This is a genomic window from Clostridium sp. OS1-26 (assembly GCF_030915445.1).
Taxonomy (GTDB): Bacteria; Bacillota; Clostridia; order Clostridiales; family Clostridiaceae; genus Clostridium_AM.
This window is the reverse complement of sequence record NZ_CP133264.1, coordinates 404,685-430,675: the sequence shown is the minus strand read 5'-3', so window position 1 is coordinate 430,675 and position 25,991 is coordinate 404,685. Positions and strand designations below refer to the sequence as shown.

General features: G+C 31.6%; 24 protein-coding genes, 1 pseudogene and 1 riboswitch. Of the genes and pseudogenes, 18 read left to right on the top strand and 7 right to left on the bottom strand.

Going from position 1 to position 25,991, the window contains the following annotated elements; translation table 11 throughout:
- Positions 1–40: 40 nt before the first annotated feature.
- The 9 genes from purF to RCG18_RS02085 all read left to right on the top strand — a co-directional run bounded on the left by purF (position 41) and on the right by RCG18_RS02085 (position 12,535).
- Positions 41–1,480 (top strand): amidophosphoribosyltransferase, encoded by a 1,440-nt coding sequence (gene purF / locus RCG18_RS02125; protein WP_308039799.1) that lies wholly within the window; start codon positions 41–43, stop codon positions 1,478–1,480.
- A gap of 18 nt (positions 1,481–1,498) precedes the next feature.
- The gene (purM, locus tag RCG18_RS02120) at positions 1,499–2,494 is read left to right on the top strand and encodes a phosphoribosylformylglycinamidine cyclo-ligase (protein WP_308039798.1); all 996 of its coding nucleotides are present in this window, start codon (positions 1,499–1,501) and stop codon (positions 2,492–2,494) included.
- Positions 2,482–3,093: a phosphoribosylglycinamide formyltransferase gene (gene purN / locus RCG18_RS02115; protein ID WP_308039797.1), complete on the top strand. Its 612-nt coding sequence runs from the start codon at positions 2,482–2,484 to the stop codon at positions 3,091–3,093. The genes purM and purN overlap by 13 nt, the downstream gene beginning before the upstream one ends.
- A 15-nt stretch (positions 3,094–3,108) precedes the next feature.
- Positions 3,109–4,608, top strand: coding sequence for a bifunctional phosphoribosylaminoimidazolecarboxamide formyltransferase/IMP cyclohydrolase (purH, locus tag RCG18_RS02110; RefSeq protein ID WP_308039796.1), 1,500 nt, complete (start codon positions 3,109–3,111; stop codon positions 4,606–4,608).
- Positions 4,609–4,629: 21 nt separating this feature from the next.
- On the top strand, positions 4,630–5,874 hold the full coding sequence (gene purD, locus RCG18_RS02105; protein WP_308039795.1) for a phosphoribosylamine--glycine ligase: 1,245 nt from the start codon (positions 4,630–4,632) through the stop codon (positions 5,872–5,874).
- Positions 5,875–6,243: 369 nt separating this feature from the next.
- A complete protein-coding gene (locus tag RCG18_RS02100; RefSeq protein ID WP_308039794.1) occupies positions 6,244–7,257 on the top strand; it encodes a phosphodiester glycosidase family protein in 1,014 nt (337 codons plus the stop codon).
- Between the two features lie 11 nt (positions 7,258–7,268).
- Positions 7,269–8,321 carry a hypothetical protein gene (locus tag RCG18_RS02095; protein WP_308039793.1) on the top strand — a complete coding sequence of 351 codons (1,053 nt, stop codon included), beginning with the start codon at positions 7,269–7,271 and terminating at the stop codon, positions 8,319–8,321.
- A 429-nt stretch (positions 8,322–8,750) separates the two neighbouring features.
- The gene (locus RCG18_RS02090; RefSeq protein WP_308039792.1) at positions 8,751–10,160 is read left to right on the top strand and encodes an amino acid permease; all 1,410 of its coding nucleotides are present in this window, start codon (positions 8,751–8,753) and stop codon (positions 10,158–10,160) included.
- A gap of 962 nt (positions 10,161–11,122) precedes the next feature.
- On the top strand, positions 11,123–12,535 hold the full coding sequence (locus RCG18_RS02085; protein ID WP_308039791.1) for an amino acid permease: 1,413 nt from the start codon (positions 11,123–11,125) through the stop codon (positions 12,533–12,535).
- A gap of 76 nt (positions 12,536–12,611) precedes the next feature.
- Here the strand turns inward: RCG18_RS02085 and RCG18_RS02080 are convergent, their stop codons facing one another.
- Positions 12,612–13,505: an MBL fold metallo-hydrolase gene (locus tag RCG18_RS02080; protein ID WP_308039790.1), complete on the bottom strand. Its 894-nt coding sequence runs from the start codon at positions 13,503–13,505 to the stop codon at positions 12,612–12,614.
- Positions 13,506–13,674: 169 nt separating this feature from the next.
- On the opposite strand from RCG18_RS02080, the gene RCG18_RS02075 reads away from it, so the two are divergent.
- Entirely contained in the window at positions 13,675–13,992 is a 318-nt protein-coding gene (locus tag RCG18_RS02075; RefSeq protein ID WP_308039789.1) for a hypothetical protein, read from the top strand.
- Between the two features lie 122 nt (positions 13,993–14,114).
- Here RCG18_RS02075 and RCG18_RS02070 read toward each other — a convergent pair whose 3' ends face one another.
- From RCG18_RS02070 to RCG18_RS02060, 3 genes are all read right to left on the bottom strand, one after another.
- Positions 14,115–14,717 (bottom strand): lysine exporter LysO family protein, encoded by a 603-nt coding sequence (locus RCG18_RS02070; RefSeq protein WP_308039788.1) that lies wholly within the window; start codon positions 14,715–14,717, stop codon positions 14,115–14,117.
- The gene (locus RCG18_RS02065) at positions 14,717–14,995 is read right to left on the bottom strand and encodes a LysO family transporter (RefSeq protein ID WP_308039787.1); all 279 of its coding nucleotides are present in this window, start codon (positions 14,993–14,995) and stop codon (positions 14,717–14,719) included. The genes RCG18_RS02070 and RCG18_RS02065 overlap by 1 nt, the downstream gene beginning before the upstream one ends.
- 94 nt (positions 14,996–15,089) lie before the next feature.
- Positions 15,090–15,722 (bottom strand): 5-methyltetrahydrofolate--homocysteine methyltransferase, encoded by a 633-nt coding sequence (locus RCG18_RS02060; protein ID WP_308039786.1) that lies wholly within the window; start codon positions 15,720–15,722, stop codon positions 15,090–15,092.
- 224 nt (positions 15,723–15,946) lie between these two features.
- A riboswitch (FMN riboswitch) is annotated at positions 15,947–16,065 on the top strand.
- Positions 16,066–16,320: 255 nt separating this feature from the next.
- On the opposite strand from RCG18_RS02060, the gene ribD reads away from it, so the two are divergent.
- The 5 genes from ribD to RCG18_RS02035 all read left to right on the top strand — a co-directional run bounded on the left by ribD (position 16,321) and on the right by RCG18_RS02035 (position 20,043).
- Entirely contained in the window at positions 16,321–17,439 is a 1,119-nt protein-coding gene (gene ribD / locus RCG18_RS02055; protein WP_308039785.1) for a bifunctional diaminohydroxyphosphoribosylaminopyrimidine deaminase/5-amino-6-(5-phosphoribosylamino)uracil reductase RibD, read from the top strand.
- A 15-nt stretch (positions 17,440–17,454) separates the two neighbouring features.
- Positions 17,455–18,108, top strand: coding sequence for a riboflavin synthase (locus RCG18_RS02050; protein WP_308039784.1), 654 nt, complete (start codon positions 17,455–17,457; stop codon positions 18,106–18,108).
- Positions 18,109–18,148: 40 nt separating this feature from the next.
- On the top strand, positions 18,149–19,372 hold the full coding sequence (locus RCG18_RS02045) for a bifunctional 3,4-dihydroxy-2-butanone-4-phosphate synthase/GTP cyclohydrolase II (RefSeq protein WP_308039783.1): 1,224 nt from the start codon (positions 18,149–18,151) through the stop codon (positions 19,370–19,372).
- A gap of 3 nt (positions 19,373–19,375) precedes the next feature.
- Complete coding sequence (ribE, locus tag RCG18_RS02040) at positions 19,376–19,840, top strand: 6,7-dimethyl-8-ribityllumazine synthase (protein ID WP_308039782.1); 465 nt, start codon at positions 19,376–19,378, stop codon at positions 19,838–19,840.
- A gap of 62 nt (positions 19,841–19,902) precedes the next feature.
- Positions 19,903–20,043: a hypothetical protein gene (locus RCG18_RS02035; RefSeq protein WP_308039781.1), complete on the top strand. Its 141-nt coding sequence runs from the start codon at positions 19,903–19,905 to the stop codon at positions 20,041–20,043.
- A gap of 34 nt (positions 20,044–20,077) precedes the next feature.
- On the opposite strand, the gene RCG18_RS02030 is transcribed toward RCG18_RS02035, so the two are convergent.
- Complete coding sequence (locus tag RCG18_RS02030; protein ID WP_308039780.1) at positions 20,078–20,599, bottom strand: hypothetical protein; 522 nt, start codon at positions 20,597–20,599, stop codon at positions 20,078–20,080.
- Between the two features lie 123 nt (positions 20,600–20,722).
- A complete protein-coding gene (locus tag RCG18_RS02025; RefSeq protein WP_308039779.1) occupies positions 20,723–22,582 on the bottom strand; it encodes an LTA synthase family protein in 1,860 nt (619 codons plus the stop codon).
- Positions 22,583–22,952: 370 nt separating this feature from the next.
- On the opposite strand from RCG18_RS02025, the gene RCG18_RS02020 reads away from it, so the two are divergent.
- The 3 genes and pseudogenes from RCG18_RS02020 (at position 22,953) to RCG18_RS02010 (ending at position 25,711) form a co-directional block, all read left to right on the top strand.
- Positions 22,953–23,651, top strand: coding sequence for a hypothetical protein (locus RCG18_RS02020; RefSeq protein ID WP_308039777.1), 699 nt, complete (start codon positions 22,953–22,955; stop codon positions 23,649–23,651).
- A gap of 24 nt (positions 23,652–23,675) precedes the next feature.
- Positions 23,676–25,027 (top strand): annotated as a pseudogene (rlmD, locus tag RCG18_RS02015) (23S rRNA (uracil(1939)-C(5))-methyltransferase RlmD).
- A gap of 261 nt (positions 25,028–25,288) precedes the next feature.
- On the top strand, positions 25,289–25,711 hold the full coding sequence (locus tag RCG18_RS02010; RefSeq protein WP_308039776.1) for an OsmC family protein: 423 nt from the start codon (positions 25,289–25,291) through the stop codon (positions 25,709–25,711).
- Between the two features lie 25 nt (positions 25,712–25,736).
- On the opposite strand, the gene RCG18_RS02005 is transcribed toward RCG18_RS02010, so the two are convergent.
- Positions 25,737–25,862: a hypothetical protein gene (locus RCG18_RS02005; protein WP_308039775.1), complete on the bottom strand. Its 126-nt coding sequence runs from the start codon at positions 25,860–25,862 to the stop codon at positions 25,737–25,739.
- Between the last annotated feature and the right edge of the window lie 129 nt (positions 25,863–25,991).

Sequence of the window (25,991 nt, the reverse complement as noted above, 5' to 3'; positions counted from 1 at the left end):
ATATTAAATAATAATTTATAAAGAGAAGGGGAAAGGTTATATGAGCAACCTAACAGAAAATTTTAATGCTCCTTTATCCTTAGATTTTGAAGAGGACAAGTTTAAAGATGAATGTGGAGTATTTGGTATTTTTTCTAAGGAAAATCTAGATGTATCATCTATTACCTACTATGGATTATATGCTCTTCAGCATAGAGGGCAGGAGAGCGCAGGCATTGTAGTATCTGATGGAAAAGAATTAAATGGGCACAAGAATATGGGCCTAGTATCTGATATTTTTAATCAGAACGTACTAGAAGAGCTAAAGGGAATATCAGCTATAGGACATGTAAGATATTCAACTACAGGAGCTAGTCATGTTAATAATGCACAGCCTATAATTGGAAGATATAAATTAGGATCCATTGCTATTGCTCACAATGGGAATCTTGTAAATGCAGATATAATAAGAGAACTTTTAGAAGATTGTGGATGTGTCTTTCAAACATCTATAGACACTGAGGTAATTTTAAATCTTATAGCAAGAGGAGGCAAGAAAGGTATAGAAAGAGCAGCTGTTGATGCTATTCAAGCCATAAAGGGTTCTTATGCTATAGTGATTTTGACTCAGGATAAACTCATTGGCGTTCGTGATCCAAATGGAATAAGACCATTATGCATAGGAAAAATAAATGATAGTTATATGTTATCTTCAGAAAGCTGTGCATTAGATTCTGTTGGTGCAGAGTTTGTAAGAGATGTAGAGCCAGGAGAAATTGTTATAATAGATGAAGAAGGAATTAGATCAGTAAATTTTGCAGAAAAAACAAAATGTGAAACCTGTGCTTTTGAATATATATATTTTGCAAGACCAGATAGTACTATAGACGGCATAAATGTATATGAATCAAGAGTAAGAGCTGGTAAGAAGTTATTTGAAGAAAGTCCAGTAGAAGCAGATATAGTTATAGGTGTTCCAGATTCAGGTATTCCAGCAGCAGTAGGTTATGCAGAGGCATCTGGTATCCCATATGGCATTGGCTTTATAAAGAACAAGTACGTTGGAAGAACTTTTATAACTCCTTCTCAAGAGATGAGGGAAAGAGCTGTTTCTGTAAAGCTTAATCCACTAAAAGTAAATGTTGAAGGTAAGAGAGTGGTAATTATAGATGACTCTATAGTTAGAGGAACTACTAGCAGAAGATTAGTAGAAACCTTAAGAAAAGCTGGAGCAAAAGAGGTTCATTTTAGAGTTTCTTCTCCTATAGTAAAATATCCATGCTATTTTGGAATAGATACTCCTTATAGAAGTGAACTTATAGGAGCCAATTATACAGTAGAAGAAATAAGGCAGGAAATTGGAGCAGAAAGTTTAGGATATATAAGTATGGAAGGCCTAATACAATCCTTAGAAGAAAATAAAGGGTTTTGCTTAGGTTGTTTTAGTGGTGTATATCCTGTATCAGCACCGATGGAAGTAGCAAAGGAACGTTTAGAATAATAGAGTAGGGGTGAAACTATGATAACCTATAAGGATTCAGGAGTTAATATAGAAGAGGGTTATGAATCAGTAAAGCTTATAAAAAAACATGCAGAAAAAACATTTATTCCTGGGGTTTTAAATAATTTAGGAAGCTTTGCAGGTATGTTTGAGCTTGGTCAATATAAAAATCCTGTGCTTGTCTCAGGAACTGATGGAGTTGGAACAAAGCTTGAAATAGCTTTTAAAACAAAAAAATATGATACAGTTGGTATAGATTGTGTAGCTATGTGTGTAAATGATATTTTGTGTCATGGTGCTAAACCAATATTCTTTCTTGATTATATAGCTTGTGGAAAACTTGATGCAAAGGTTGCTGCAGACTTGGTTAAAGGAGTTTCTGATGGATGTGTTCAAGCTGGATGTGCTTTAATTGGAGGAGAAACCGCAGAAATGCCTGGTTTTTATCCAGAAGGAGAATATGATATAGCAGGATTCTCAGTTGGAATCGTAGAAAAAGACAGTATTATCGATGGCAGCAAAATTCAAGAAAATGATGTGCTTATAGGAATAGCTTCCAGTGGACCTCATAGCAATGGTTACTCACTTATCAGAAAACTTATTATAAATCTAGAAGAGGATTTTGGTGGAAAGAAGATAGGAGAAGAGTTATTAACTCCGACAAAAATTTATGTTAAACCTGTACTTGATCTTATAGAAAAGTTCGAAATAAGAGGAATGGCACACATTACTGGTGGTGGATTCTTTGAAAATATACCAAGGATGTTTAAAGATGATTTTACTGCAGTTATAAATAGAGATAGTTTTGAAGTTCCAGAAATATTTAAGTATATTATTAGCAAGGGTGTAGATGAAAATCATATGTTTAACACATACAATATGGGGATAGGATTTGTTTTATGTGTTAAAGAAGAGGATTCAAATAATATTATTGAAGAACTTGGCAGAATGGGTGAGAAGGCATATAAAATAGGGTATGTTAAAAAAGGGGAAAAAGAAGTATGTTTAAAATAGCTGTCCTTGTATCTGGTGGGGGAACAAACCTTCAATCGATTATAGATGCTATTAAAAGCGGATATTTATCAAACTGTAGTATTGAAGCTGTTATAAGTGATAGGAAAGAAGTATATGCACTTGAAAGAGCTGTGACAAATGATATAAAAGCCTATGTTATTGATAGAAAAATACACAAAGGCAGAGTTTCTGATGAAATACTTAAGCTTCTTTGTGATAAAGTAGATCTTATAGTTTGTGCAGGATGGTTATCTATACTTAAAGGTGACTTAATTTCAAAATTTGAAAATAAAATAATTAATATTCATCCATCTTTAATACCTGCGTTCTGTGGGGATGGTATGTATGGTATTAAAGTGCATGAGAGTGCTGTAGAGCATGGAGCTAAGATTTCAGGATGTACTGTACATTTTGTAGACAATGGAACAGATACTGGTCCGATTATACTGCAAAAAACTGTATCAGTATATGGAGAAGATACTGCTGAGATTTTACAGAAAAGAGTATTAGAACAGGAACATAAAGCTCTTCCGGAAGCTATAAAACTTATATCTGATGGAAGAGTGAAGGTTAATGGAAGAAAAGTAATTATAAAATAGTTGGAGGTATGCAAAATGTTAAATCGTGCTCTTATAAGTGTTTTTAATAAAGATGGCGTATTAGAGTTGGCTAACTTTTTAATAAAGAAAGGTGTAGAAATACTTTCCACTGGTGGAACCTTTAAATACTTAAAGGATAATGGTATAGAAGTTACAGAGGTTTCAGATGTAACTGGTTTTGAAGAGATATTAGACGGAAGAGTTAAAACACTTCATCCTTTTATTCATGGAGGAATTTTAGCTATAAGAGATAACGTGAAGCATATGGAGACTATAGAGAGAAAGGGAATAAAACCAATTGATGTTGTTGTAGTAAATTTATATCCTTTCTTTGATAAAGTTAAAGAAGACTTAAGCTTTGAAGAAAAAGTTGAGTTTATAGATATTGGCGGGCCTACAATGATAAGAGCAGCTGCTAAAAATTTTCAAGATGTTATTGTGCTTACAGATGTCAATGATTACAGCGATGTTATAACACAAATAGCAGAAAGTGGAGATGTAGATTTTAAAACAAGAAGAAAACTAGCAGGAAAAGTGTTTAATCTTATGTCAGCTTATGATGGAGCTATAAGTAATTTCTTACTAGAAGAAGAATATCCAGAGTATTTAACTCTTTCTTATAAAAAATCCATGAACTTGAGATATGGGGAAAATCCACATCAAAGTGCAGCTTATTATACATCTACTGTAGAAAAGGGTTCTATGAAAGATTTTGAACAACTAAATGGAAAAGAGCTTTCCTACAACAATATAAAAGATATGGATGTTGCTTGGAAGGTAGCAAGAGAGTTTGAAGAAGCTGCTTGCTGTGCAGTAAAACATAATACACCATGTGGAGTAGCAGTTGGAAATAGTATTTATGATTCATATATTAAAGCTTATCAGTGCGATACTACTTCAATTTTTGGCGGCATTGTAGCTGTAAATAAAAAGGTTGATAAAAAGACGGCAGAAGAAATGGTTAAAATTTTTCTAGAAATAGTGATCGCTCCAGACTTTGAAGAAGAGGCTTTAGAAGTTTTAAAATCTAAGAAAAATTTAAGGGTTATTAAATGTGCCATAAAACCTGAAAATAAAGCAGAAATTGCTAAAGTTGATGGGGGAATACTTGTACAATCAGCTGATGATAAATTAGTTAACGAAACAAAAGTAGTAACAGAAAAGGCTCCAACAGATCAGGAGATGGATGATTTATTATTTGGAATGAAAGTATGCAAATATGTAAAATCTAATGCTATTGTTGTTGTAAAAGATGGAATGGCTAAAGGAATTGGTGGCGGACAGGTTAATAGAATATGGGCAGCTTGTCATGCTCTTGATAGAGCTGGTGACGGTGTAGTACTTGCATCAGATGCTTTCTTTCCATTTGAAGATGTAGTACAAGAAGCAGCTAAGTACGGTATAAAAGCTATAATTCAGCCAGGTGGATCTATAAGAGATGCTCAGTCTATAGAGGAATGTAACAAAAATGAAATATCTATGGTGTTCACTGGTATGAGACACTTTAAACATTAAAAGAGATAAGAGGTGTGATGTATGAATGTACTAATAGTTGGTTCTGGTGGACGTGAACATGCTATTGCATGGAAGGTAGCTCAAAATAATTCTGTAAAGAAAGTTTATTGTGCACCAGGAAATGGCGGAACAGCTATAGAGGAAAAGTGTGAAAATGTAAATATAGAAGATATAAATAGCCTTGCAAACTTTGCAAAAGAAAATAATATTGAACTTACTATTGTAGGACCTGAAGTTCCTCTTACGGAAGGTATTGTAGATAAATTTAAAGCTTTAGGCTTAAAGATTTTTGGGCCCTCAGCTGATGCTGCTCTCCTTGAAGGCAGTAAGGCCTATGCTAAAGCTTTTATGAAAAAGTATAATGTAAAAACAGCGGCATATGAGGTTTTCGAAGATAAAGATGAGGCTTTAAAGTTCCTCAAGGCTTGTGAGTATCCTATAGTAATAAAAGCAGATGGATTAGCAGCTGGCAAAGGTGTAGTTATATGTGAAAACTATGGACAGGCGGAAGATACTGTAATAGAGTTTATGGTTAAAGATATTTTTAAAGGTTCAGGGAAAAAACTAGTTATTGAAGAGTTTTTGGAAGGACCAGAAGCCTCTATTCTTTCTATAACAGATGGAGAAACAATAATCCCTTTTGTTTCCGCAAAGGATCATAAGCAAATCTATGATGGTGGAAAGGGACCTAACACAGGAGGAATGGGAGCTATATGCCCAAACCCATATTGCACAGAAGAGATATTAGAAGCATTTAAAAAGGATGTAATGGAACCTACCCTAAAAGGCCTCAAAGAAGAAGGTTTAGATTTTGCAGGCATAATATTCTTTGGGATTATGATAACTAAAAAAGGTCCATATTTACTTGAGTATAATATGAGATTTGGAGACCCTGAAACTCAAGCTGTTTTGCCTCTTATGAATAGTGATTTAGTAGAGCTTATATATGCTGCCATAGATAAAAAATTATCACAGTTTGAATTATGCTGGAATAATGGGACATCTTGTTGTGTTGTTGCAGCATCTCAGGGATATCCGGGAAAATATAACACTGGTCTAGAGATTACAGGCATAAGTAAAGCAAATAGAGTTTTTGCAGCTGGTGTTAAATATGAAGATGGTATTTTAAAAACTAATGGAGGCAGGGTTCTATGTACTGAAGCATTAGGAAATACTGTAGATGAAGCTATGGATAAAGCATATAAAGATTTAAAGAATATAAGTTTTGAAGGAATTTATTATAGAAATGATATAGGTAAACTATAGATTTTCAAATTGGGTGCTTGACTTATTAGCGGCATTCATAGGGATACCTTGATTAAATGAAGTATCAAAATTGAAAATCTATATGGAGAAACTAACTAGAGAGTTAACTTTCGGCTTAGTACCCCTATAAATAGAGCGTGTATTGTTAGAACAGTACGCGCTTTTACATTTTTGTTTAATATTACAATATTGTAAAAATTAGTAATATTACGTATAATGAAATAGTAAAATTTAAATCTTGTTCAAAACTATGTGGTAGAAAAAAAACTAAAATAATAGTAAAATGTGTTATGTATGTTTTATTAATTTGAGAATATTTAATGCTTAACTTTCTATATGCAAAAATGACTATTATGTTTGGAGGTAAATATGAAAAAAGAAGAAAAAAGTACCAGGGCTAAAAAAAAGAAGAAATTTTCTGCAAAAGTGCTTATAACATTTATAATTTATGAATTTATAGTAGCGGCTATTACGACACCATTACTAGTTTTTTACGGACCTTTTCAAAATGTTAAAAAAACTATAGTAGGTACTGCTATGGCGACCTTTAGCCATCAATATATTGCAACTGCTTTTTTATCAAAGGATCAAATAAGTAAGCTAATAAAGAGTGATCAAGCTGGTGGGGTAAGTGGAAGTGAGTCGGAAAATTTGAATACGATTCAAGTAAGTCATGCAAGTGATAAGGGTATAGAAAGATATGATATTCATACTAAAAAGTTTGACGGGTATATACTTGAAATTAAGGACCCTACAAGAATGAAAATAGGGTACACAAATAAAATTGGAGAAGTGGGTCAGAGAACTAGTGAAATAGCAGCGGCAAATAATGCTGTAGCTGCTGTAAACGGCGGAGGCTTTACTGATAGATCTCCTAATAATGGTAAGTTATGGTCTGGTACAGGGGCTTATCCAGAAGGGGTTGTTATATCTGATGGGAAAGTAGCTTATAGTGACATTAAGGACAATGAGAGAGTAAATGTAACTGCATTTACAAAGGATGGAAAGTTAATTGTTGGAGATCATACTATAAGTGATTTGAAAAAAAAGAATGTAGTGGAGGCTGTTTCTTTTAGAAATACTCTTGTAATAAATGGTAAACCCGTGGCTGTTGATGACGAAGGATTAAATCCTAGAACAGCTATAGGACAAAAACAGGATGGAACCGTAATAATGTTAGTTATTGATGGTAGAAAAGGGTTAAAACCTGGTGCTTCCTTAAAAGAGGTGCAAAACTTACTCATACAACAAGGTGCATTTAACGCCAGTAACCTTGATGGTGGTTCCTCGTCAACTATGTATTTAGATGGAGAGGTTATAAATGACCCTTGTGATTGGAATGGCGAAAGAACTGTTGCTACGGCAATATATGTAAAACCTTAGAGGAGAGTGCAATGATGAAAGTACTAAAAAGATTAATTATATGGAGTTTAATTCCTATAACATTAGAATTGATTGGCCTCCTATACGTTGATAAATTTTACTTAAGTGATGAAACTAATTTTAATGCTAAAAAAGTTGATATTACTTCAAAGAAAGGACCAAATAAAATTAACGTAAAAATTCCGGAAAGTGCCCAAAATGTTGGAATTTCTTATAATGGCAATTACATTTCTTACTGTGATAATGATGTATTATATGTAGTTGATACATCAAATAATAAGAAGAAAGAACTGAAATTTGAAAATGGTGCAAAGTTTTCTTCATATAAGTGGCTTCCAGATAGAGATATAATGTTAATAGCAGAGAAGTTTACGGGGGGCTTCGATGCAAATTATTTAAAGTTTGAATCTTACAATGCAAAAAAAGATGATAAAAGCTTTCTAAGCGATGAAAAGAATAAAGAAATGAAAATATCCTTATCTGATGATAAATATGAAGTATTAGATATGGCTATATCTAGTGCTACAAATGTAACATATGTTAAAGTTGGAAAAGAAGGAGTAAGAAGCAGATTGTATCGTATAAATGTAATGGCTCAAGTTGAAGAAACTAAATATCCTAATTGTAAGCTTGGTAAAATAGCTGCGCAAAATAAAGAGGATAGGCTAATTTACGAGGATACAACTTATAATAGAATAAGAGGAATAGGTTTAAAAAATCCTATTGCTACAGGAGAAAATGCTACTCATTATCTTTTAAATACAGATGCTGAAGATCAAATTTATATTGGAAACGGCGAGAATGGAAAAGTTAAAAAAATATTTATTATTAGTTTGAAAAAATCGAAGGATAATATGAAAACCATGACTTTACCTGAATCAGTTGATAAAAGCAACATATATATAGCTAGGGATGGAAGAATATTTGTTAACAATCATTCAAAAGCTGTAGTTACAGAGCTTGGTACAGGAAAAGAAACTGAATACAAGGGAAAATTAGTACAAATATATAATTTGGGTGTTATATCTATAGACAATAATAAATTACTAGGAAGCACATTTTAAATGATCTAACAGCATATATATAAATAAGGAACATAGGAGTAGAAATGCAGAAATACATGCAGCTACTCCTTATTTTTCTTATTAAATAAAAAATTAACATTATTATAAATAATATTTTTAATATTTAGAAAATAAAGATTATTAAGTAATATGAATAAAAATGAATTGTTATTAACAACAATTGTTCAAATAAAATTGAAGGTTAATAGAAAATTAATAAAATTTTAAAAAAATATTTTTCAAAAAAATTCAGAGTATCCTTTAAAGCATTGATTTTTAAGCGGTTGTATGTATAAATAAATGTTAAAATTAGAATATTCAAAATATTACGAAAAATAAATACTTGTCCAAAATATATGCTATAATTACAATAGTTAAAAAATTCATTATATTTATTATATTTTTTTATTCGAAAGGAGTGTCTTTAAAATGGCGAGTAACAAGTCTATTTTTAGAACTAAGTCACTTGAGGCTATGCTAGCTCAAACGAAAGGAAAGGGACTTAAAAAGGTTCTAGGAGCATTTGAGCTCACAATGTTAGGAATTGGTGCAATCATAGGAACAGGTATTTTCGTTCTTACAGGGGTTGCTGCAGCAGATTATGCAGGACCAGCACTTATGTTATCATTTATATTCTGTGGTATTACTTGTGCTTTCGTTGCATTGTGTTACGCTGAGCTTGCTGCTATGATTCCTGTTGCGGGTAGTGCTTATACCTTCGGGTATGTTGGACTAGGTGAAATTTGGGCCTGGATTATAGGTTGGGACTTAATTCTAGAGTACGTAGTTGCGGTTGCAGCTGTTGCTGTTGGTTGGTCGGGATACATTGTTTCATTACTTAAAGCAGGTGGCATAAATATCCCAGATGCATTTGCTAATGCTCCAGGACAACACGGTGGTATAGTAAATTTACCAGCTATATTAATATTATTTGTTATTACATTACTTCTAATTAAAGGGGTTAGTGAAAGTGCTAAGTTAAACAACATACTTGTTGTAATTAAATTAGCAGTTGTTATACTATTCATAGTTGTTGGTGTAGGACATGTTAAAGCATCTAACTGGAATCCATTCTTCCCATATGGTGTTAATGGTGTATTTAAAGGTGCAGCTATAATATTCTTCGCTTATCTTGGATTTGACGCAGTTACAACTGCAGCAGAGGAAGTTAAAAATCCTCAAAGAGATTTACCAATAGGTATACTTGGATCATTAGCAATATGTACAGTATTATATATTATAGTATCAGGTATACTAACAGGTATAGTTCCTTATGCACAGTTCCATGGTAATGCAGCTCCAGTTGCTTATGCGTTATCTTCTGTAGGAATACAATGGGGTTCAGCCTTAGTATCAGTAGGTGCAGTCTGCGGTATATCTTCAGTATTACTTGTTATGACATTTGGAGCAACTCGTATACTATTCTCACTATCAAGAGATGGATTATTACCACAAGTATTTGCAGAAGTTCACCCTAAGTTTGGAACACCTATAAAGAGTACAATTCTTGTTGGTATTATGACTATGGTACTTTCAGGATTTGTTCAAATAGGAAGACTTGCAGAAATGACAAACATAGGTACACTTGCAGCATTCTGTGTAGTTGCTGCTTCAGTTATAGTTCTTAGAAAGAAGAGACCAGATGTTGAAAGACCGTTTAGCTGTCCAGCAGTTCCAACTGTTCCTATCATCGGAATAATATTCTGCTTATACTTAATATACTCATTACCTAACTTCACAAAAATGGTATTTGTAATCTGGCTTGTTATAGGTTTCGTAATATACTTTGGATATGGTAAAGCTCATAGTACTATGAACTTTGAAGAACAAACAAAATAAAAAATAATACTTTAATAATAAAAGGATACCTTGCGATTTATTGCAAGGTATCTCTTTGTTTTGCACTAAAATATCTTATTAATTATTTGAATTGATGATTGTATAGTCACCAATGTAAATTGTTCGTGAAATGTATACATTATAATCTATTGTTACGGTATTTTTAATTAAAGGTGTAAGAGAAAGTGCGACTTTAAATAATGTTCTTGTTATAATAAAGTTAGGAGTGGTTATACTATTTATAATTCTTCCTTATATGGCATATAAAAATAATGCAGCTCCGGTTACACCTATAATATCGCTATTATTCTGTTTATATTTGATATAGTTTTTACTATATTTTACAAAAAAATGGTATTTGTAATTTGGCTTATTATTGGTTTTGTGGTTTACTTTAGTTATGGTAGAAAAAATAGTGTGATGAATTTGAAAGAGTAATATAAAAAAAGCTGATAAGGGATTGGGCTTCCGCGAATAAAAATGCGGAAGTCTAAATTATTATTTAAAGAAAATTACTTAATGAGAGCATCTTTTGTAGAAAATTAGAATGTAAAAAGAAGAAATTTTTTTAAAAATAAAAATTATTCAAACATAAGAATGAAATTCTTTTAAATTTTATCAATGCTTAATTGAAAAAGTTAATTTGCGATTAAATTTTTTTAGTCATTTGGCTAATTGAAAAAAAAATTTTAAGAAGTAATTGCAATCTTGCATTTTAATATTTATAACTATATATTGGTATGACTGGTTTTATAGTATTTATGATTCTGTAATATCAAGAAAATTAAGAAAATATAAAATAATAAAACTTTTAAAGGTTTCAAAAAAATCTATGCTATTATATAAGTAATTCAATTCAATCAAATTTTTTTAAATTTTTTCACTATTTTATCAATTTTTTCACATTATATCTCAATATTTTACACTTATTTTATTAATAATAAGGGGAAGGAGTGGCTTTAATGTCAAACTCAAAGTCAATTTTTAGAACGAAGCCTATTGAGGAATTGTTAGCTCAAGCTTCGGGAAAAGGATCACTTAAAAAGGTACTTGGTGCATTCGAACTTACAATGCTAGGTATTGGTGCAATTATAGGAACAGGTATCTTTGTGCTTACAGGAGTTGCTGCAGCAGATTATGCAGGGCCAGCACTTATTCTTTCATTTATTGTTTCAGGTATCACTTGTACATTTGCAGCTTTATGTTACGCAGAACTTGCAGCTATGATTCCAATTGCAGGTAGTGCCTACACCTATGGGTACGTTGGATTAGGTGAAATTTGGGCATGGATTATAGGATGGGACTTAATTCTAGAATATACTGTTGCCGTTGCTGCTGTTGCAGTAGGATGGTCAGGATACATTGTAGAGCTTTTAGCAGCGGCAGGTATACACGTACCAGCAGCATTAGCTAACCCTCCAGGACAAAATGGTGGAATAGTAAATCTTCCAGCTATACTTATACTAGCAGTAATAATGGCTTTACTTGTTAAAGGTGTTAGTGAAAGTGCTAAGCTAAATAACATACTTGTTATAGTTAAGTTAGCCTGTGTTATTCTATTTATAGTTGTAGCAGTAGGTCACGTTAAACCAGCTAACTGGCACCCATTTTTCCCATATGGAGTTAACGGTGTATTTACAGGAGCGGCAATCATATTCTTTGCATACGTAGGATTTGACGCTGTTGCTACAGCTGCAGAAGAAGTTAAAAATCCTCAAAGAGACCTACCAATAGGTATAGTTGCATCACTTTTAGTTTGTACAGTATTATATATTGTAGTTTCAGCAATATTAACAGGAGTTCTTCCTTATATGTCATATAAAAATAATGCAGCGCCAGTTGCTTATGCACTTACTCAAATAGGAGTAAACTGGGGTTCAGCTCTTGTTGCTGTTGGGGCAGTTGCAGGTATTACATCCGTATTACTTGTTATGACATTTGGAGCAACTCGTATACTATTCTCATTATCAAGAGATGGATTATTACCACAAGTATTCTCAGATGTTCATCCAAAGTTTGGTACACCTGTAAAGAGTACAGTATTAATTGGTATATTAACGATGGTTTTATCAGGATTCTTACAAATAGGAAAATTAGCAGAGATGACAAATATAGGTACACTAAGTGCATTTGCTATAGTTTCAATATCAGTTGTAGTTCTTAGAAAGAAAAGACCTGATATTAAGAGAGAGTTTAAATGCCCAGGAGTTCCAGTTACTCCATTTATATCAGTGGCTTTCTGTGTATTCTTAATTTTTAAATTACCAAATTTCACAAAAATGGTATTTGTAATATGGCTTCTTATAGGCTTCGTAGTATACTTTGCATATGGAAGAAGTCATAGCGTAATGAATCGAGAAAAGAAAGCTTCTTAAATATAAGTATTTACAAGAATGTAATCGTTGTTATATCTTCCCATGTACATAAGTGCATGGGAAGATGTTTTTTTATTCAGGTTTTTTTGAAGTAATAAAGCTTTCCATCTTCTATAGAGTACTGAATAAGCCCTTTAGAAAATAAATATGAAATAAATGCAGAAACACCACCGAAATTTAGATGGTATTGGTAAAAATTAAGGGATAAGTCATTTAAAACCGATAAGTTTTCAAGTATATCTTCTCGGGTTAGTGGCTGATCTAATAAGTCTAAAATTTGATTCTTATAGTTTTCTATATTTTCAAGGTTTTTATCAACCAACTTTTTAATTTCATCTTTATTTAATACTTCATTAGCATGGCTTATTACAAAATAATCTGCATCTATTGTTTTAATTCTATTTAAGGTATCAATACTTTCTTCTATATCATAAAGATAGGGAAAAGAATATTTTTCTAATATTTCACTACTAAATATAGAATCTCCAAGAAAACATACTTTTTCAGGAGTTATTATACCTATTTGTTCAATAGAATGTCCTTTTAGAGGAACTATCTCAAATTTTTCATCATTAATTTTATTTACTCCATAATCAAGTACAAAATCTACATGGAGAGGTTTATTACTTTTGTCTATTCCTTTAATAGGTGTAGAAGAAAATAATATAGAAGCTTGAAGTTCTGGGTTCTCCATAAATAACTTTTCTTTTAATGAGGTATATACTAAGCAGCCTGGATAATTCTTTTGAAAATACGTGTTACCACCGTTATGATCAAGGTGGTTGTGTGTATTTATTATATATTTGGGATGAAGGCTATTTTCTATAAGTATCTCTTCGATTTTTTTAGCATCTGAATTATTACTTCCTGTATCGATGATGAGACAGTTTTTATTTTTAAATGCAAATATTCCTGAGTTTGTAACTGAGTGTATGTAATAAGTATTTCCCTTTATCTTAGCTAGTGTCATATATAATCACATCCTTAATTTAAGTTAACACCACTTGTAGTGTGGTAAAATTTGCTGAGACTTGAAGTTGCGAAAAATTTTGAAATTTGGCTCTATACATGGTATAATCTTTAATAAGCTATTGTGAGGCAATTATGCTGTAGTATATAGAAATTGGAGGTTTTTAAATATGGATAGTGTTGCTTGGGGACCACTACTAACACTTTTTGGAATAACAGGTATCCTACAGGGGTTAGGAATGAAGTATAACAAAGCTATTAGAAAAAAACTTATGATTGACGCAGAAGGAATAGATAAAAAGTATATTAACTTTAAAATAAATTTTCTTATTTTTACAGGAACATTTATACTTTTAATTCAATTAGTTGCCCATTTTAATCCTTCAACTGGAGAAAAACTTCAGATATTACTTTCAGCTTTCTTACTTCTTGCAATAACATCTGATGTTATATATAAAAAGATCAGAAACAGAAAACGTCAAAGCTAAGCTAGTAACATATAAATTAGGTTGTTCCTACAATTGAAAATTATGGAATAACCTAATTTTTATTTGCTGAAGTTTGGTAGTGCTATTATATATAAGCTAAATTTCTAAAGTGCAGTACTATACTACCAATTCAATGTATAAAAAAATGATATAAATATTGGCACTAAAGAGCTTAATATAACTCCATTTAAGAAAGAAATTACAGTAATTTCTGGAGTTGTAGCTTTTGCTATTAAGGGTAAAGTTGTGTCCATTGAAGTAGCACCAGCAGGTGCTATAGCTGTGTAATGATTCAGTTTTACAGCTACTATAGGTATTAGTATAACGGCAATAAGTTCTCTAAATACATTTGTAAGGAAAGCCGTGGTTCCTACCTGTGCGCCATCTAGATTTGTAAGCAGTATTCCCGAAAGACTATACCATCCAAAACCAGAGGCTATAGATAAGCTAGATTTAAAGGAAAGATTATAAATTAATGCAGTTAAAATACCACCAGCAAAACTTCCGAGAATAATACAAGCAGGAATTAATATAATTTTAAAACCGCTCTTTTTTAAATTCTTAATTAGACTTTTATTTGATCCTACGTCAATTCCAACAGATAATATTAAAAAGTTAAGAGATATAGTAGATAAAGTATTGAGATTATCTACTATATTTTGAGGCATTACAAAGTATCCGCATAACATTCCAGCAATAACTGCAATAATTATTGAGACTGTCATTACTCCTCTCCCCCTCTCATAAAATACGAAGTTACAAAGAAAACTAAAATTATACTGCATATAGAAGTCAATACGGCAAAGGTCAAAGATATTTTGCCTATATTTTTTAAGTTGACCATAATAGACTTATTGCCTCCAGCTGATGCTCCCATACAGAACAAAAGAAAAATAACACCTATTTGCTGTATACGTCCGTTATAACTCTTTTGCTTGTCACTTAGGTTAAAAAAATAGCCTATAAGAATACCAATCGATAAAGAAATCAAAATAGTCCACACTTTCCATTTCACCTCCGTAGTTAGATTTTGCTTTATCCGATGAATTACAAAAAATTTTAATCTGAAAGCAAAAATCCTGTTTATGCTATAGCTACTATTTTTTCATGCTGCAAAATTCCTTGTTTGAGCACCTACTGCAATCGTGGTCTACGTCGCTTAAAGGTTTATACTCATCTGCCCCGTAAATATACGCTAGTGATCGAAGAGATGTAAGCATGAAGTCTTCATTTACATATATTCCAAGAAAATTTTTCGAATCTAGTGCATCTAGAATATTTTTTTGATACCAAAGGGGAATTTCTCCATCACCAGGAGCTATTCTGTGACTAAGTCCTAACTCTAATGTTTTAACTTTTTTATATATGTGATCAAATAGCTGAGAACTTATATCAAAAAGGTAAGATGTGGCCATGGCATCAAGAACCATACCTTCCTTCATCTTAGCGTAAGAAAAAAACTCATTTACCTTTTCACTAATTTTGTCTCCTATGGTAACAATACAATATACAATGTAGTCGAAGTCATTAATTACATTAAAAGTAAAGTCTTTATCCTTTATATCTATTTTGAATATTCCTGCTGGTTGTACAGATTCATACAGAACAGGCAGCAAAGTTTCGTACATTGAACTGATTTCTTCATCAGTTATTGTTTCGCAGTAAGATTTTAGAGTATTAATTACTATTTTTTTATCTAGCTTAAAGTTAAAATCTAATACAACCTCCATAAATTTTCCCCCTAAAAAATTTTAAAATTTACTTTCCAATTGGTACTATGTGCCGATTAATAACTAAACTTTCAATCTTTGAATCCTATAACTATTATACAATAAAATGTAAATAACAGAATAGAGTTATGTATTTTTATTAAACATAGAAGAAAATTTATAAAATTAATTGACAAAATTATTGGAATAATATATATTAAGTTTGTAATCAAAAATTAAATATATTAAGCTTTCAGGGCAGGGTGTAATTCCCGACCGGCGGTAAAGTCCGCGAGCTGAGTAATCAGCATGAACTGGTGAAACTCCAGTACCGACAGTAAAGTCTGGATGAAAGAAAGATTATTATTAATTGTCATTATTTATATTTGACATATGAGCCCTTGAAAGTTTTTTCAGGGGCTTTTAGGCATCTTCAGATTTAAAACACATAATATATAAGCATTATGTGCCGAGTTTATGGAATACTAAAATGTAGATAAAGAAACATCGGTATATGTATATCTCTATTTTTTTATAATGTAAATTTATACAAAATATGTAAAAAATAATAAAAATGATAATTGTATATTTAATAATCATAGGTTGAAGAGGTGAGAAAATGGGCGGAGGATATAATAACTCTTATGAACACTATATGAGTATTGCACTAGGCCTAGCTAAAAAAGGAGAAGGAGCAGTAAATCCAAATCCTTTAGTAGGTGCAGTAGTTGTGAAAAATGGAGAAATAGTTGGAAAAGGTTATCATAAGTTTTATGGAGGACCACACGCGGAAGTTTATGCACTAGAAGAGGCGGCAGAAAAAGCTGTAGATGCTGATATCTATGTAAGTTTAGAACCCTGCAGTCACTATGGTAAAACACCTCCTTGTGTAGAAGCTATTATAAAAGCAGGTATAAAAAGAGTGATTATTTCCATGCAAGATCCCAATCCATTGGTAGCAGGAAGAGGTATTAATTTTTTAAGGGAAAAGGGTGTTGAAGTTATCACTGGAGTTTTAGAAAATGAAGCAAAAAAATTAAATGAAATATTCATTAAATATATAACAAAAAAAATACCTTTTGTAATTTTAAAAACCGCAATGACTATTGATGGTAAGATTTCCACTTATACAGGAGAATCAAAGTGGATAAGTGGAGAAGAATCAAGAGAATATGTTCATAAGATAAGAAACAAGGTTATGGGAATAATGGTAGGTATAGGTACAGTAATAGCAGATGATCCGTTGCTTACTACAAGATTAAAAGAGAGCGGCGGTAAAAGTCCTAAAGCTATAATAATAGATTCTAAATTGAGAATACCTATGGAGTCCAAAATATTAGAAACTTTGAATGAAAGAGAAGTAATAATTGTCTGTACAGAGGGCTTTGATAATAAAAAGAAAGATATTTTAGAAGAAAAAGGAGCAAGAGTTGTAATCACTCCTAAGGATAAGAATAATAAAGTGGATTTAAATCATCTAATTAAGGAGCTAGGTAAGCTAGGCATAGATAGCATATTACTAGAAGGAGGAGGTGAATTAAATTTTGCTGCAGTAAGCTCTGGAATAGTGGATAAAATCATGTGTTTTATAGCCCCAAAAATCCTTGGAGGTAAAGACTCTAAAACTCCAATTGAGGGACAGGGAATAGAAAAAATGAATGAAGCAATAAAGGTTCAAAATATTACATACAAAGTGTTTGGAAGTGACTTGTTGTTACAAGGGTACTTATATTCTTAGCATGGTGGTGATTATATGTTTACGGGCTTAGTAGAGGAGATTGGAGAAATAACTAATATTTTTAATGGAGAAAAATCTGCAAGGCTTACAATAAAAGCAAAAAAAGTACTGGAAGGTGTGAAGTTAGGTGATAGTATCGCAGTTAATGGTGTTTGTTTAACTGTAACTAGTTTTAATGAAAACTGTTTTACTGTAGATGTTATGGCAGAAACTTTGAGAAAAAGCAATTTGGGAAAGTTAGACAAAAAAAGTAAGGTTAATCTTGAAAGAGCTATGGCTCTTGGTGCAAGATTTGGAGGTCATATAGTAAGTGGACACATAGATGGTACAGGAAAAATTATAGGTACAAAAAATGAAGACATAGCTACATGGGTTACAGTAGAAAGTGATTCTAATCTTTTAAGATATATAGTTTTAAAAGGTTCTGTGACTATAGATGGTATTAGTCTTACAGTCGCTGGTTTAGGAGATAATTTTTTTAAAGTTTCGCTTATACCACACACAAAAGAAGAAGCTACTCTTCATGGCAAAAAAGTTGGAGATGAAGTAAATATTGAATGCGATATAGTAGGAAAATATGTTGAAAGACTTTTATTCATGAAAGATAGAGAAGAAAGCAAGCAAAATGGAGTTACAGAAAATCTACTTAAAGAATATGGATTTATGTAAGCAGGCATACAATTAGTTTATCGAAAGGGAGATGTACAATATGGAATACAAATTTAACACTATAGAAGAGGCATTAGTGGATATACGAGAAGGAAAAATGATTGTTGTAGTAGATGATGAGAACCGTGAAAATGAAGGGGATCTTCTAATGGCTGCAGAAAAGGCTACTCATGAAAATGTAAATTTTATGGCTAAGTATGGAAGAGGGCTTATATGCACACCTATGACAGGAGAAAGACTTAAAGAACTTAATATTGATCACATGGTTAAGGATAATACTGATAAATTTTATACGGCTTTTACAATATCTGTTGATGCGGTAGGCACTTCTACTGGTATTTCTGCCTATGACAGAGCATTGACTATACAAAAATTAATATCGAGTTCTAATGGTGATGACTTTAAAAGACCAGGACATATATTCCCATTGGAAGCAAAAGAAGGTGGAGTACTTACAAGAGCAGGACATACTGAAGCTGCAGTGGACTTAGCTCGCATGTCCGGACTTTATCCAGCAGGAGTAATTTGCGAAATAATGAATGAAGATGGAACAATGGCCAGAGTTCCGGAGCTTATGAAATTTGTTGAAGAGCATAATCTAAAAATTATAACCATAGCTGATTTAATAGCTTACAGAAGAAAGAATGAGATATTTATAAAGGCAGCAGCAGAAGCAAACATACCAACTAAATTCGGTGAATTTAGAGCAGTAGGATATGAAAATACATTAACAGGAGAACACCATGTAGCTTTTGTTAAAGGCGAAAATTTTGGGGATGAGCCAGTTTTAGTAAGAGTACATTCTGAATGCTTAACAGGTGATGTATTCCATTCTTTAAGGTGTGACTGTGGAGATCAATTAGCAGCAGCAATGACACAAATAGAGGAGGAGGGAAAAGGTGTACTCTTATATATGAGACAGGAAGGAAGAGGCATAGGACTTATAAATAAGCTTAAAGCTTACGCCCTTCAGGAAAAGGGTATGGATACAGTGGAAGCAAATATTGCACTAGGTTTCCCAGCGGATTTAAGAGATTATGGAATAGGAGCACAGATACTTCAAGATCTAGGTATAAAAAAAGTTAGGCTTTTAACTAATAATCCTAAAAAAATAGCTGGACTTTCTGGCTATGGTATTGAAATAGTAGATAGAGTGCCAATACAAATTGAGCATGCAAAAGAGAGTGAACATTACATGAGAACCAAAAAGAAAAAATGGGTCATATTCTTAAATTATAATTTAAATAGCTATGAGGAGGAATAAGTAATGAAAGTATACGAAGGAAAGTTAACAGCGGAAGGATTGAAGTTTGGAATAGTAGTTGGAAGGTTTAATGAGTTTATAGGTTCAAAACTTCTTGGTGGAGCTATAGATTGTTTAAAGAGACATGGAGCAGCAGAGGGAAATATAGAAGTAAGCTGGGTGCCAGGAGCATTTGAAATTCCATTGGTAGCGCAAAAGATGGCGGCAATGAAAAAGTATGATGCAATAATATGTTTAGGTGCAGTAATTAGAGGTTCAACTCCTCATTTTGATTATGTTTGCAGTGAAGTATCAAAGGGAGTAGCACATGTATCACTACATTCTGATATGCCAGTGATCTTCGGAGTGCTCACAACTGAAAGTATAGAGCAGGCAATTGAAAGAGCAGGAACTAAGGCTGGAAATAAGGGATATGATTCGGCAATGACAGCAATAGAAATGTCAAATCTTATTAAGGATCTAAAATAATTTTATAAACATATTAATATAATGGCTTTACCTTGGGAAAGATAAACTCAGAGGTGAGTTTAATGGAAAATAAACCAGATGAAGAATTATATGAAGAAAAGACAGAAAGTAAGGAAAACAAAGAAGAAGATTCAAAGGATTATTATCCTACTATAATAGGTGTTGAAATACCTTATAGAGGATTAACAAGCAAATACTATTAGGACTGCATAAATTAAGCAGTCCTAATAGTACTTTTTACATAAGTTCATTAAGTTTTTCTTCTATGTAATTTTTTATTTCTTTTTCATTAATGTATAGATTATCATCTATGTCACTAGGTTTTACTCTGAAGAAATTTATAACTAATTTATTATCCACAATTTTATACTCATCTAAATGCATAGGAGAAATTATAACTTCTAATTCTTCATATTTTTCATTTTGGAGTTTTTCCATAAGATCATCTAAGTTAAGTTTTTTTAGAGGCTGAATCATTAAGTTAGTATATTCTAGATCCTCCATCATCCACATATTGTTGTTCCAAAATCTTCCCTCTTTTTTGTTGCTAGCTGAAAATGGCTCTCTGTTAGTTATGGCGCTGAGGACTTTACGAACAGATTCAGCATTAAACTCATTATCGTATATAAGAGTTAAACCAGCCATATCAGCTACGTCATTAAGATATTTTTCAGAAACTTTTTCTCTGTCGTTTGTAGCTTGCCAAAAATAAAGCATAGCTTCAATTAAATCCATGTTTAATTTTATTCTTTTTAACATAAATATACCCCCTTCAAAAGTTTGATCTTTTTATAGATATTCTTCATTAACACTTATAAATCCTTTTCAAAAGAAAAAATATACAAAAAGGTTATTTCATATTACTGAAACAACCTTTTGGATTTATTGATTTTCACTTTCAAATTTTTTTAATAAATTATGCTTTAAGATTTCATCGGAATACTCTAATTGATTTAAAGAATTTTCCTTCTTATTTTTAAGGTCTTCATTTTCATCTATTTTTTCTTCAGTAATCATATCGAAATAAGTATTAGTTTGGGCCATATAATAATACTTGCCGTCAATAAAGGAACCATCTCTGAAAATGACATTGCCTTCTTTTGAATTAAATAAGTCTTTACCCATTAAATTATTATTTGGAATATCAAATAAGCTGCAGATAGTTGGATATATATCCATTTGACCACCCAAAATACTGTTCACACCTTTGTTAGATTCATCAGGAAAATGAATCATCATAGGTACTTTTTGCTGTTTAATCCACTGAAGATCAGATAATGAATCCTTGTTTAAAAATTTAGCAAGTTCGGATGCATGGTCCTTAGGAATAGCGTAATGATCTCCATACAATACTACTACCGAATCCTTTAAAATCCCTTCTGCATCAAGCTTATCAAAAAACATGCCAAGCTGCTCGTCAGTATAATGGATACTTTTTAGGTAATTGCCTAAAAGAGTTCCTTCGTATGGTCCAACATCAAAGGTACCATAATTATCAACATCGTCATAGGGAAAATGACTACTTAAGGTTATTAAAAATGAATAGTAAGGTTTGTTAAGCTCTTTAATCTTATCTATAGATTGAGAAAGAAATGATCTATCACTCAATCCAAGACCTATAGTTTCATTTATATCATAACTTTTTTCACCATAAAAATTATTGAATCCAAATCTCTTATAAATTATATTTCTATTCCAAAAGGTTTCCCTGTACCCATGTAAAGCAGCAGTATCATAACCTAAGTCTCTAAAATTCTTAGGCATGGAATTAAATTCATTACTACAATATAAAAAATAAGCTGCACCGGAAGCTGCGGGATAGAGGGAATTATTAGACATAAATTCAGCATCTGAGGTTCCTCCAGCGGCAATTTGATAATAAAAATTATCAAAATAAACACTATTCGTAGCCCATTTATTTAAGTTTGGAGTTATATACTGTCCTTCTATCTTATTATTTATTACAAAACCTTGAAGAGCTTCTACTTGAATCATGATTAGGTTTTTACCCTTTGCAATTCCCTTAAGAGAAGATGTATCTTGGGAATTAGTTTGTAAAAAGGTTTTTATTTCACTTTCTTTCTCCTTTGAAACAGGAGTTCTTCTACTTATACTAGCATAAAGTGAATTGTAGAAATCTAAATAATGATAGTTAACTGAACCAAGATTTTTTACTACATAAACCTTATTATACATTGTACTCAAAAGTCTTGGTTGTTCCTTAGACAAAGCATAAAAACTATTTATATTGATAGCGGAACTTATAATCATCAGAATGAAAAAAAGTGATAATTTTAATGATCGAGATATTTCTATCCTATTTATATATCTAAATTTATTTATTTTCGGAAATATAAAAATTATATCTATAGCATACAGAAAATCCGAAAACTTTATAAGATTGCTGACGCTAGATTTTACTGCACCTAACTGAAGTCCATTTATTAAAACTGGTATAGATATTACATCTTTGAAATATCTAAAATATGTAAGATCTGCTATAATAAAGATTGTTATAACTATATTGCATATATATAAGAATCTAACTCTTTTCTGACTGTTTAAAAGTAATGATATTGCTGCAAGGACTAAGATAGAAGCAAATACAGGTGGAAATAACGAAAGATAGGAAAAATAACCAGTTTCCATTTGCCTCCCATAAAGAAGAACTTTTGTTACTACTAAAAGAAGAAATAATAATATATCTAAATATGTACGGATATATGAATTTAGTTTTTCCATCTTTAACCCTCCACACAATAAACTACTCACCACAATAAATTATAAAACTAATATATGTATAATTGTAAAACAATATGTTAATAAATTGTTTACAAGTATGATTTAATTATATAGTAAAAATATTAACTATTCTGCGTAAAAATGTAATTTGAATTCATAGTATATGATAATAATGTTGAAATAATGTTTAATTAAGGAATAATTAGTTAAAAAATAACTAATTTTGTCGTAGAGTTTATTTGTAAAAATATTTTCCTAATCTCATTTGTTAAGGAAATATGAAAGGGGATTTTAAAGGGACTATTTACATAATACAAATAGTGTAGCATAATATATTTGTTATAAAGAAAAAATATAGGAGGAATTGGAAATGTTAGATGATGAATTAAAACATGAAGGACTTATTATAGATGAAAAAGAAGCTAAAAGACAATTCTTAGAAGAGTTAAGAAATAAAAATATGGAAGAAAATAAGAAAAAGGAAAACAGTACTACTGATGATAATGCCAATGCTAAAAATAGCGAAGTAGTAAGCAATGAAGAATCAAATATTAAAGAAACAGTTGTTGATGAAGTTGCAAATGAAGAGGTAATAAGCAAAGAGCAAATAGCAAGCAGTAAGGATACAGAAAGCAAGAAGGATACAGTAGAGGAAGAAGAAATAATAAATGAAGAGCCTAAGAATGAAGAAGTAGTAAGTGAAGAGATAGTAGATAAGGAAGATACAGTAGAGCTGGAAGAGTCTAAAGATGAAGAAACAAATAAGGACGAGAAATCAGAAAGTACAGCTTTAGTCTCAGAAGGTAGTGATACTCCTTCAAAAGAAAGAAAATCATTTTTAAACAGTTCACTTAAAGTCTCTTTAATAGATACAGCAGTAACGGCATTAACATCCCTTGTTGGTGTTTACTTATTTGATGTGATTTTAAGGCTAATATTTGGATACTATGTAGCAGACTTTAAAGGAGTATATATAATTATATTTTTAATAATACTAGTTTTGTATCCAGTTATCATGCAGAAATCGAAGTGTGGAAAAACTTTAGGGCAAAAATTCAGTAAAATATAGACACAAGAAAGGGAAGAGTAATAATTGAAAAAAGGCAATGAATATGAATTTTACATAGAAAAAACGGAATTCCCAGCTACAGGTGTAGCAAATTATGATGGACTTAAGGTGTATATAAAAAATGCTTTTCCAGGACAAAAAGTAAAGGCTAGAGTTTCAAAAAAAGAAGAGAATATGCGGAAGCTAAAATAACAGAAGTACTGGAGAATATAGATTATGCAAAAGAAGTAGCTTGTTCTCATTTTAATCTTTGTGGCGGATGTAATTCTCAATTTCTTCCTTATGAAAATCAATTAGAATTTAAAAAAAATCAAGTACTGGAGCTTTTAAGCAATGCAGGTATTAAAGACTTTGAATTCCTTGGCATAGAAAAAAGTCCAGAGGAATTTGAGTATAGAAATAAAATGGAATTCTCCTTTGGTGACGAAGAAAAAGGTGGAGAACTCACATTAGGCATGCATATAACAGGAAAAAGCTTTGGAATTGTAAATGTTCACGGTTGCCAGATAGTAGATGAAGATTTTAGAATTCTTTTAGATACTGTAGTAAAGTATTTTAGAGAGAAAAAACTTCCTTATTATAGAATAATGAAAAGGGAAGGTTATTTAAGAAATCTTGTAGTAAGAAAAGGGAAAAATATTGGTGAAGTTTTAGTGAATATTGTTACTACTTCACAGATAAATTTTGATTTTAGCGAATTAACCAATATACTACTAAACTTAAATTATAATGGAGAAGTAAAGGGCATATTACATACTATAAATGATAGTTTTTCTGATGTAGTTCAAGCTGATAGCGTTGAAATTTTATATGGAAGAGACTATATAATAGAAGAGATTTTAGGTCTTAAATTTAAAATAGCCCCAGAATCCTTTTTCCAAACAAATTCAAAGGGAGCTGAAAGTCTTTATAGCATCGTAAAAGACTTCTTGGGAGATGCTTCTTCTAAGGTGGTTTTTGATTTATACTGTGGAACTGGAACTATAGGGCAAATTGTGGCTTCTAAGGCAGCAAAAGTTATAGGTGTTGAACTTATAGAAGAGGCTGTAAAGGCTGCCAATGAGAACGCAAAACTTAATGGTTTGTCTAATTGTAACTTTATAGCTGGAGATGTAGCAGAAGTTATAAAAACTATTAAAGATAAACCGGATGTGATAATTTTAGATCCACCAAGACCAGGAGTTCACCCTACTGCATTAAATTATGTTATACAATTTAATGCACCGGATATAATCTATGTATCATGTAATCCGAAGACTTTAGCGACAGACCTTCAGGTATTACAAAATGCTGGATATAAGGTTGATAGGGTTAAACTGATGGATATGTTCCCGCATACACCGCATATTGAAACTGTGGTGAAGCTAAGCAAGTAATATCATAGTTTATTTTCTATTTTGAATTTTTATGGTGTTTTAATATATTAACGAGAGTATTACCAATTAGAATGGTTCTATTGGAGCTGCTAGTTTTAGGAGTTTCAAAGATCCATTCTTTTCTTTTTACGGCCCTATCCTTTCTTCATCCATAGATTTTTTATATGATCATCATTTATTATATCAATTTTTCTTTTAGAGTGTCATGAGCTATTATTTAATTAAACACATACCATATTATGAATATAGGAGGAATTAATTATGATGTTAAATGCAGTAGTAAAATGGCTTGGAGAAGGAGTGGTATTTGAAGGTACAACTCCAGAGGGTGCAAAATTTGTGATGGCAGGTCCAGCAGAAATGAATAATGGAAAGGTTCTAGGTCCAAAGCCAATAGAAGTACTTCTTCATGCAGTTGCAGCATGTACAAGCGTAGACACAATTACAATGCTTAAGGCTAGAGGTGCTCAAATTTCAGAATACGAGGTAATTGTTGGAGGAGACAGAGGAGCAGTAGCTCCAAAGCCTATAGAAGAAATCAAACTTACATATAATATAAAAGGAAAAGGCATGACAGATGAAATGATAAAAGATGTGCTTAAAATTGCTTTTGAAGTTGAAAGTGGTGTTGCAAACACTTATAAATCTAATATCACTTGGGATTTTAATCTCATTGAAGAATAGTTTTTAATACTTTCTCAAGGTTATCTTATAATTTATCAGAGACTGAATGAGCTGTTATATATCTGATTATACTTTCATCTTGAGTTATTATTTCAGGCATAAATTGACCTCCTATTGTTTTAGTTTTTGTCTCATCAACAATAATTAACATATAGGATCGGTTTATGCTTTTGTTTTACCTTTAATTTGGTAATGTAAATCTTGGATTATGAGCTAAGTTGAAATTTCTCAATTTAGTGCACAAGTTAAAACAGCAAATTAAATTATTATTTATGGGGAA

Bases quoted from the DNA above. Each gene is read 5' to 3' on its own strand.
- purM (WP_308039798.1), top strand. From the start codon at position 1,499: ATGATAACCTATAAGGATTCAGGAGTTAATATAGAAGAGGGTTATGAA.
- purF (WP_308039799.1), top strand. From the start codon at position 41: ATGAGCAACCTAACAGAAAATTTTAATGCTCCTTTATCCTTAGATTTT.
- RCG18_RS02025 (WP_308039779.1), bottom strand. From the start codon at position 22,582: ATGGAAAAACTAAATTCATATATCCGTACATATTTAGATATATTATTA.
- RCG18_RS02020 (WP_308039777.1), top strand. From the start codon at position 22,953: ATGTTAGATGATGAATTAAAACATGAAGGACTTATTATAGATGAAAAA.
- RCG18_RS02050 (WP_308039784.1), top strand. From the start codon at position 17,455: ATGTTTACGGGCTTAGTAGAGGAGATTGGAGAAATAACTAATATTTTT.
- ribD (WP_308039785.1), top strand. From the start codon at position 16,321: ATGGGCGGAGGATATAATAACTCTTATGAACACTATATGAGTATTGCA.
- RCG18_RS02100 (WP_308039794.1), top strand. From the start codon at position 6,244: ATGAAAAAAGAAGAAAAAAGTACCAGGGCTAAAAAAAAGAAGAAATTT.
- RCG18_RS02085 (WP_308039791.1), top strand. From the start codon at position 11,123: ATGTCAAACTCAAAGTCAATTTTTAGAACGAAGCCTATTGAGGAATTG.
- purN (WP_308039797.1), top strand. From the start codon at position 2,482: ATGTTTAAAATAGCTGTCCTTGTATCTGGTGGGGGAACAAACCTTCAA.
- RCG18_RS02010 (WP_308039776.1), top strand. From the start codon at position 25,289: ATGATGTTAAATGCAGTAGTAAAATGGCTTGGAGAAGGAGTGGTATTT.
- RCG18_RS02090 (WP_308039792.1), top strand. From the start codon at position 8,751: ATGGCGAGTAACAAGTCTATTTTTAGAACTAAGTCACTTGAGGCTATG.
- RCG18_RS02045 (WP_308039783.1), top strand. From the start codon at position 18,149: ATGGAATACAAATTTAACACTATAGAAGAGGCATTAGTGGATATACGA.
- purH (WP_308039796.1), top strand. From the start codon at position 3,109: ATGTTAAATCGTGCTCTTATAAGTGTTTTTAATAAAGATGGCGTATTA.
- RCG18_RS02095 (WP_308039793.1), top strand. From the start codon at position 7,269: ATGATGAAAGTACTAAAAAGATTAATTATATGGAGTTTAATTCCTATA.
- RCG18_RS02075 (WP_308039789.1), top strand. From the start codon at position 13,675: ATGGATAGTGTTGCTTGGGGACCACTACTAACACTTTTTGGAATAACA.
- RCG18_RS02030 (WP_308039780.1), bottom strand. From the start codon at position 20,599: ATGTTAAAAAGAATAAAATTAAACATGGATTTAATTGAAGCTATGCTT.
- RCG18_RS02005 (WP_308039775.1), bottom strand. From the start codon at position 25,862: ATGTTAATTATTGTTGATGAGACAAAAACTAAAACAATAGGAGGTCAA.
- RCG18_RS02080 (WP_308039790.1), bottom strand. From the start codon at position 13,505: ATGACACTAGCTAAGATAAAGGGAAATACTTATTACATACACTCAGTT.
- purD (WP_308039795.1), top strand. From the start codon at position 4,630: ATGAATGTACTAATAGTTGGTTCTGGTGGACGTGAACATGCTATTGCA.
- RCG18_RS02035 (WP_308039781.1), top strand. From the start codon at position 19,903: ATGGAAAATAAACCAGATGAAGAATTATATGAAGAAAAGACAGAAAGT.
- RCG18_RS02060 (WP_308039786.1), bottom strand. From the start codon at position 15,722: ATGGAGGTTGTATTAGATTTTAACTTTAAGCTAGATAAAAAAATAGTA.
- RCG18_RS02070 (WP_308039788.1), bottom strand. From the start codon at position 14,717: ATGACAGTCTCAATAATTATTGCAGTTATTGCTGGAATGTTATGCGGA.
- ribE (WP_308039782.1), top strand. From the start codon at position 19,376: ATGAAAGTATACGAAGGAAAGTTAACAGCGGAAGGATTGAAGTTTGGA.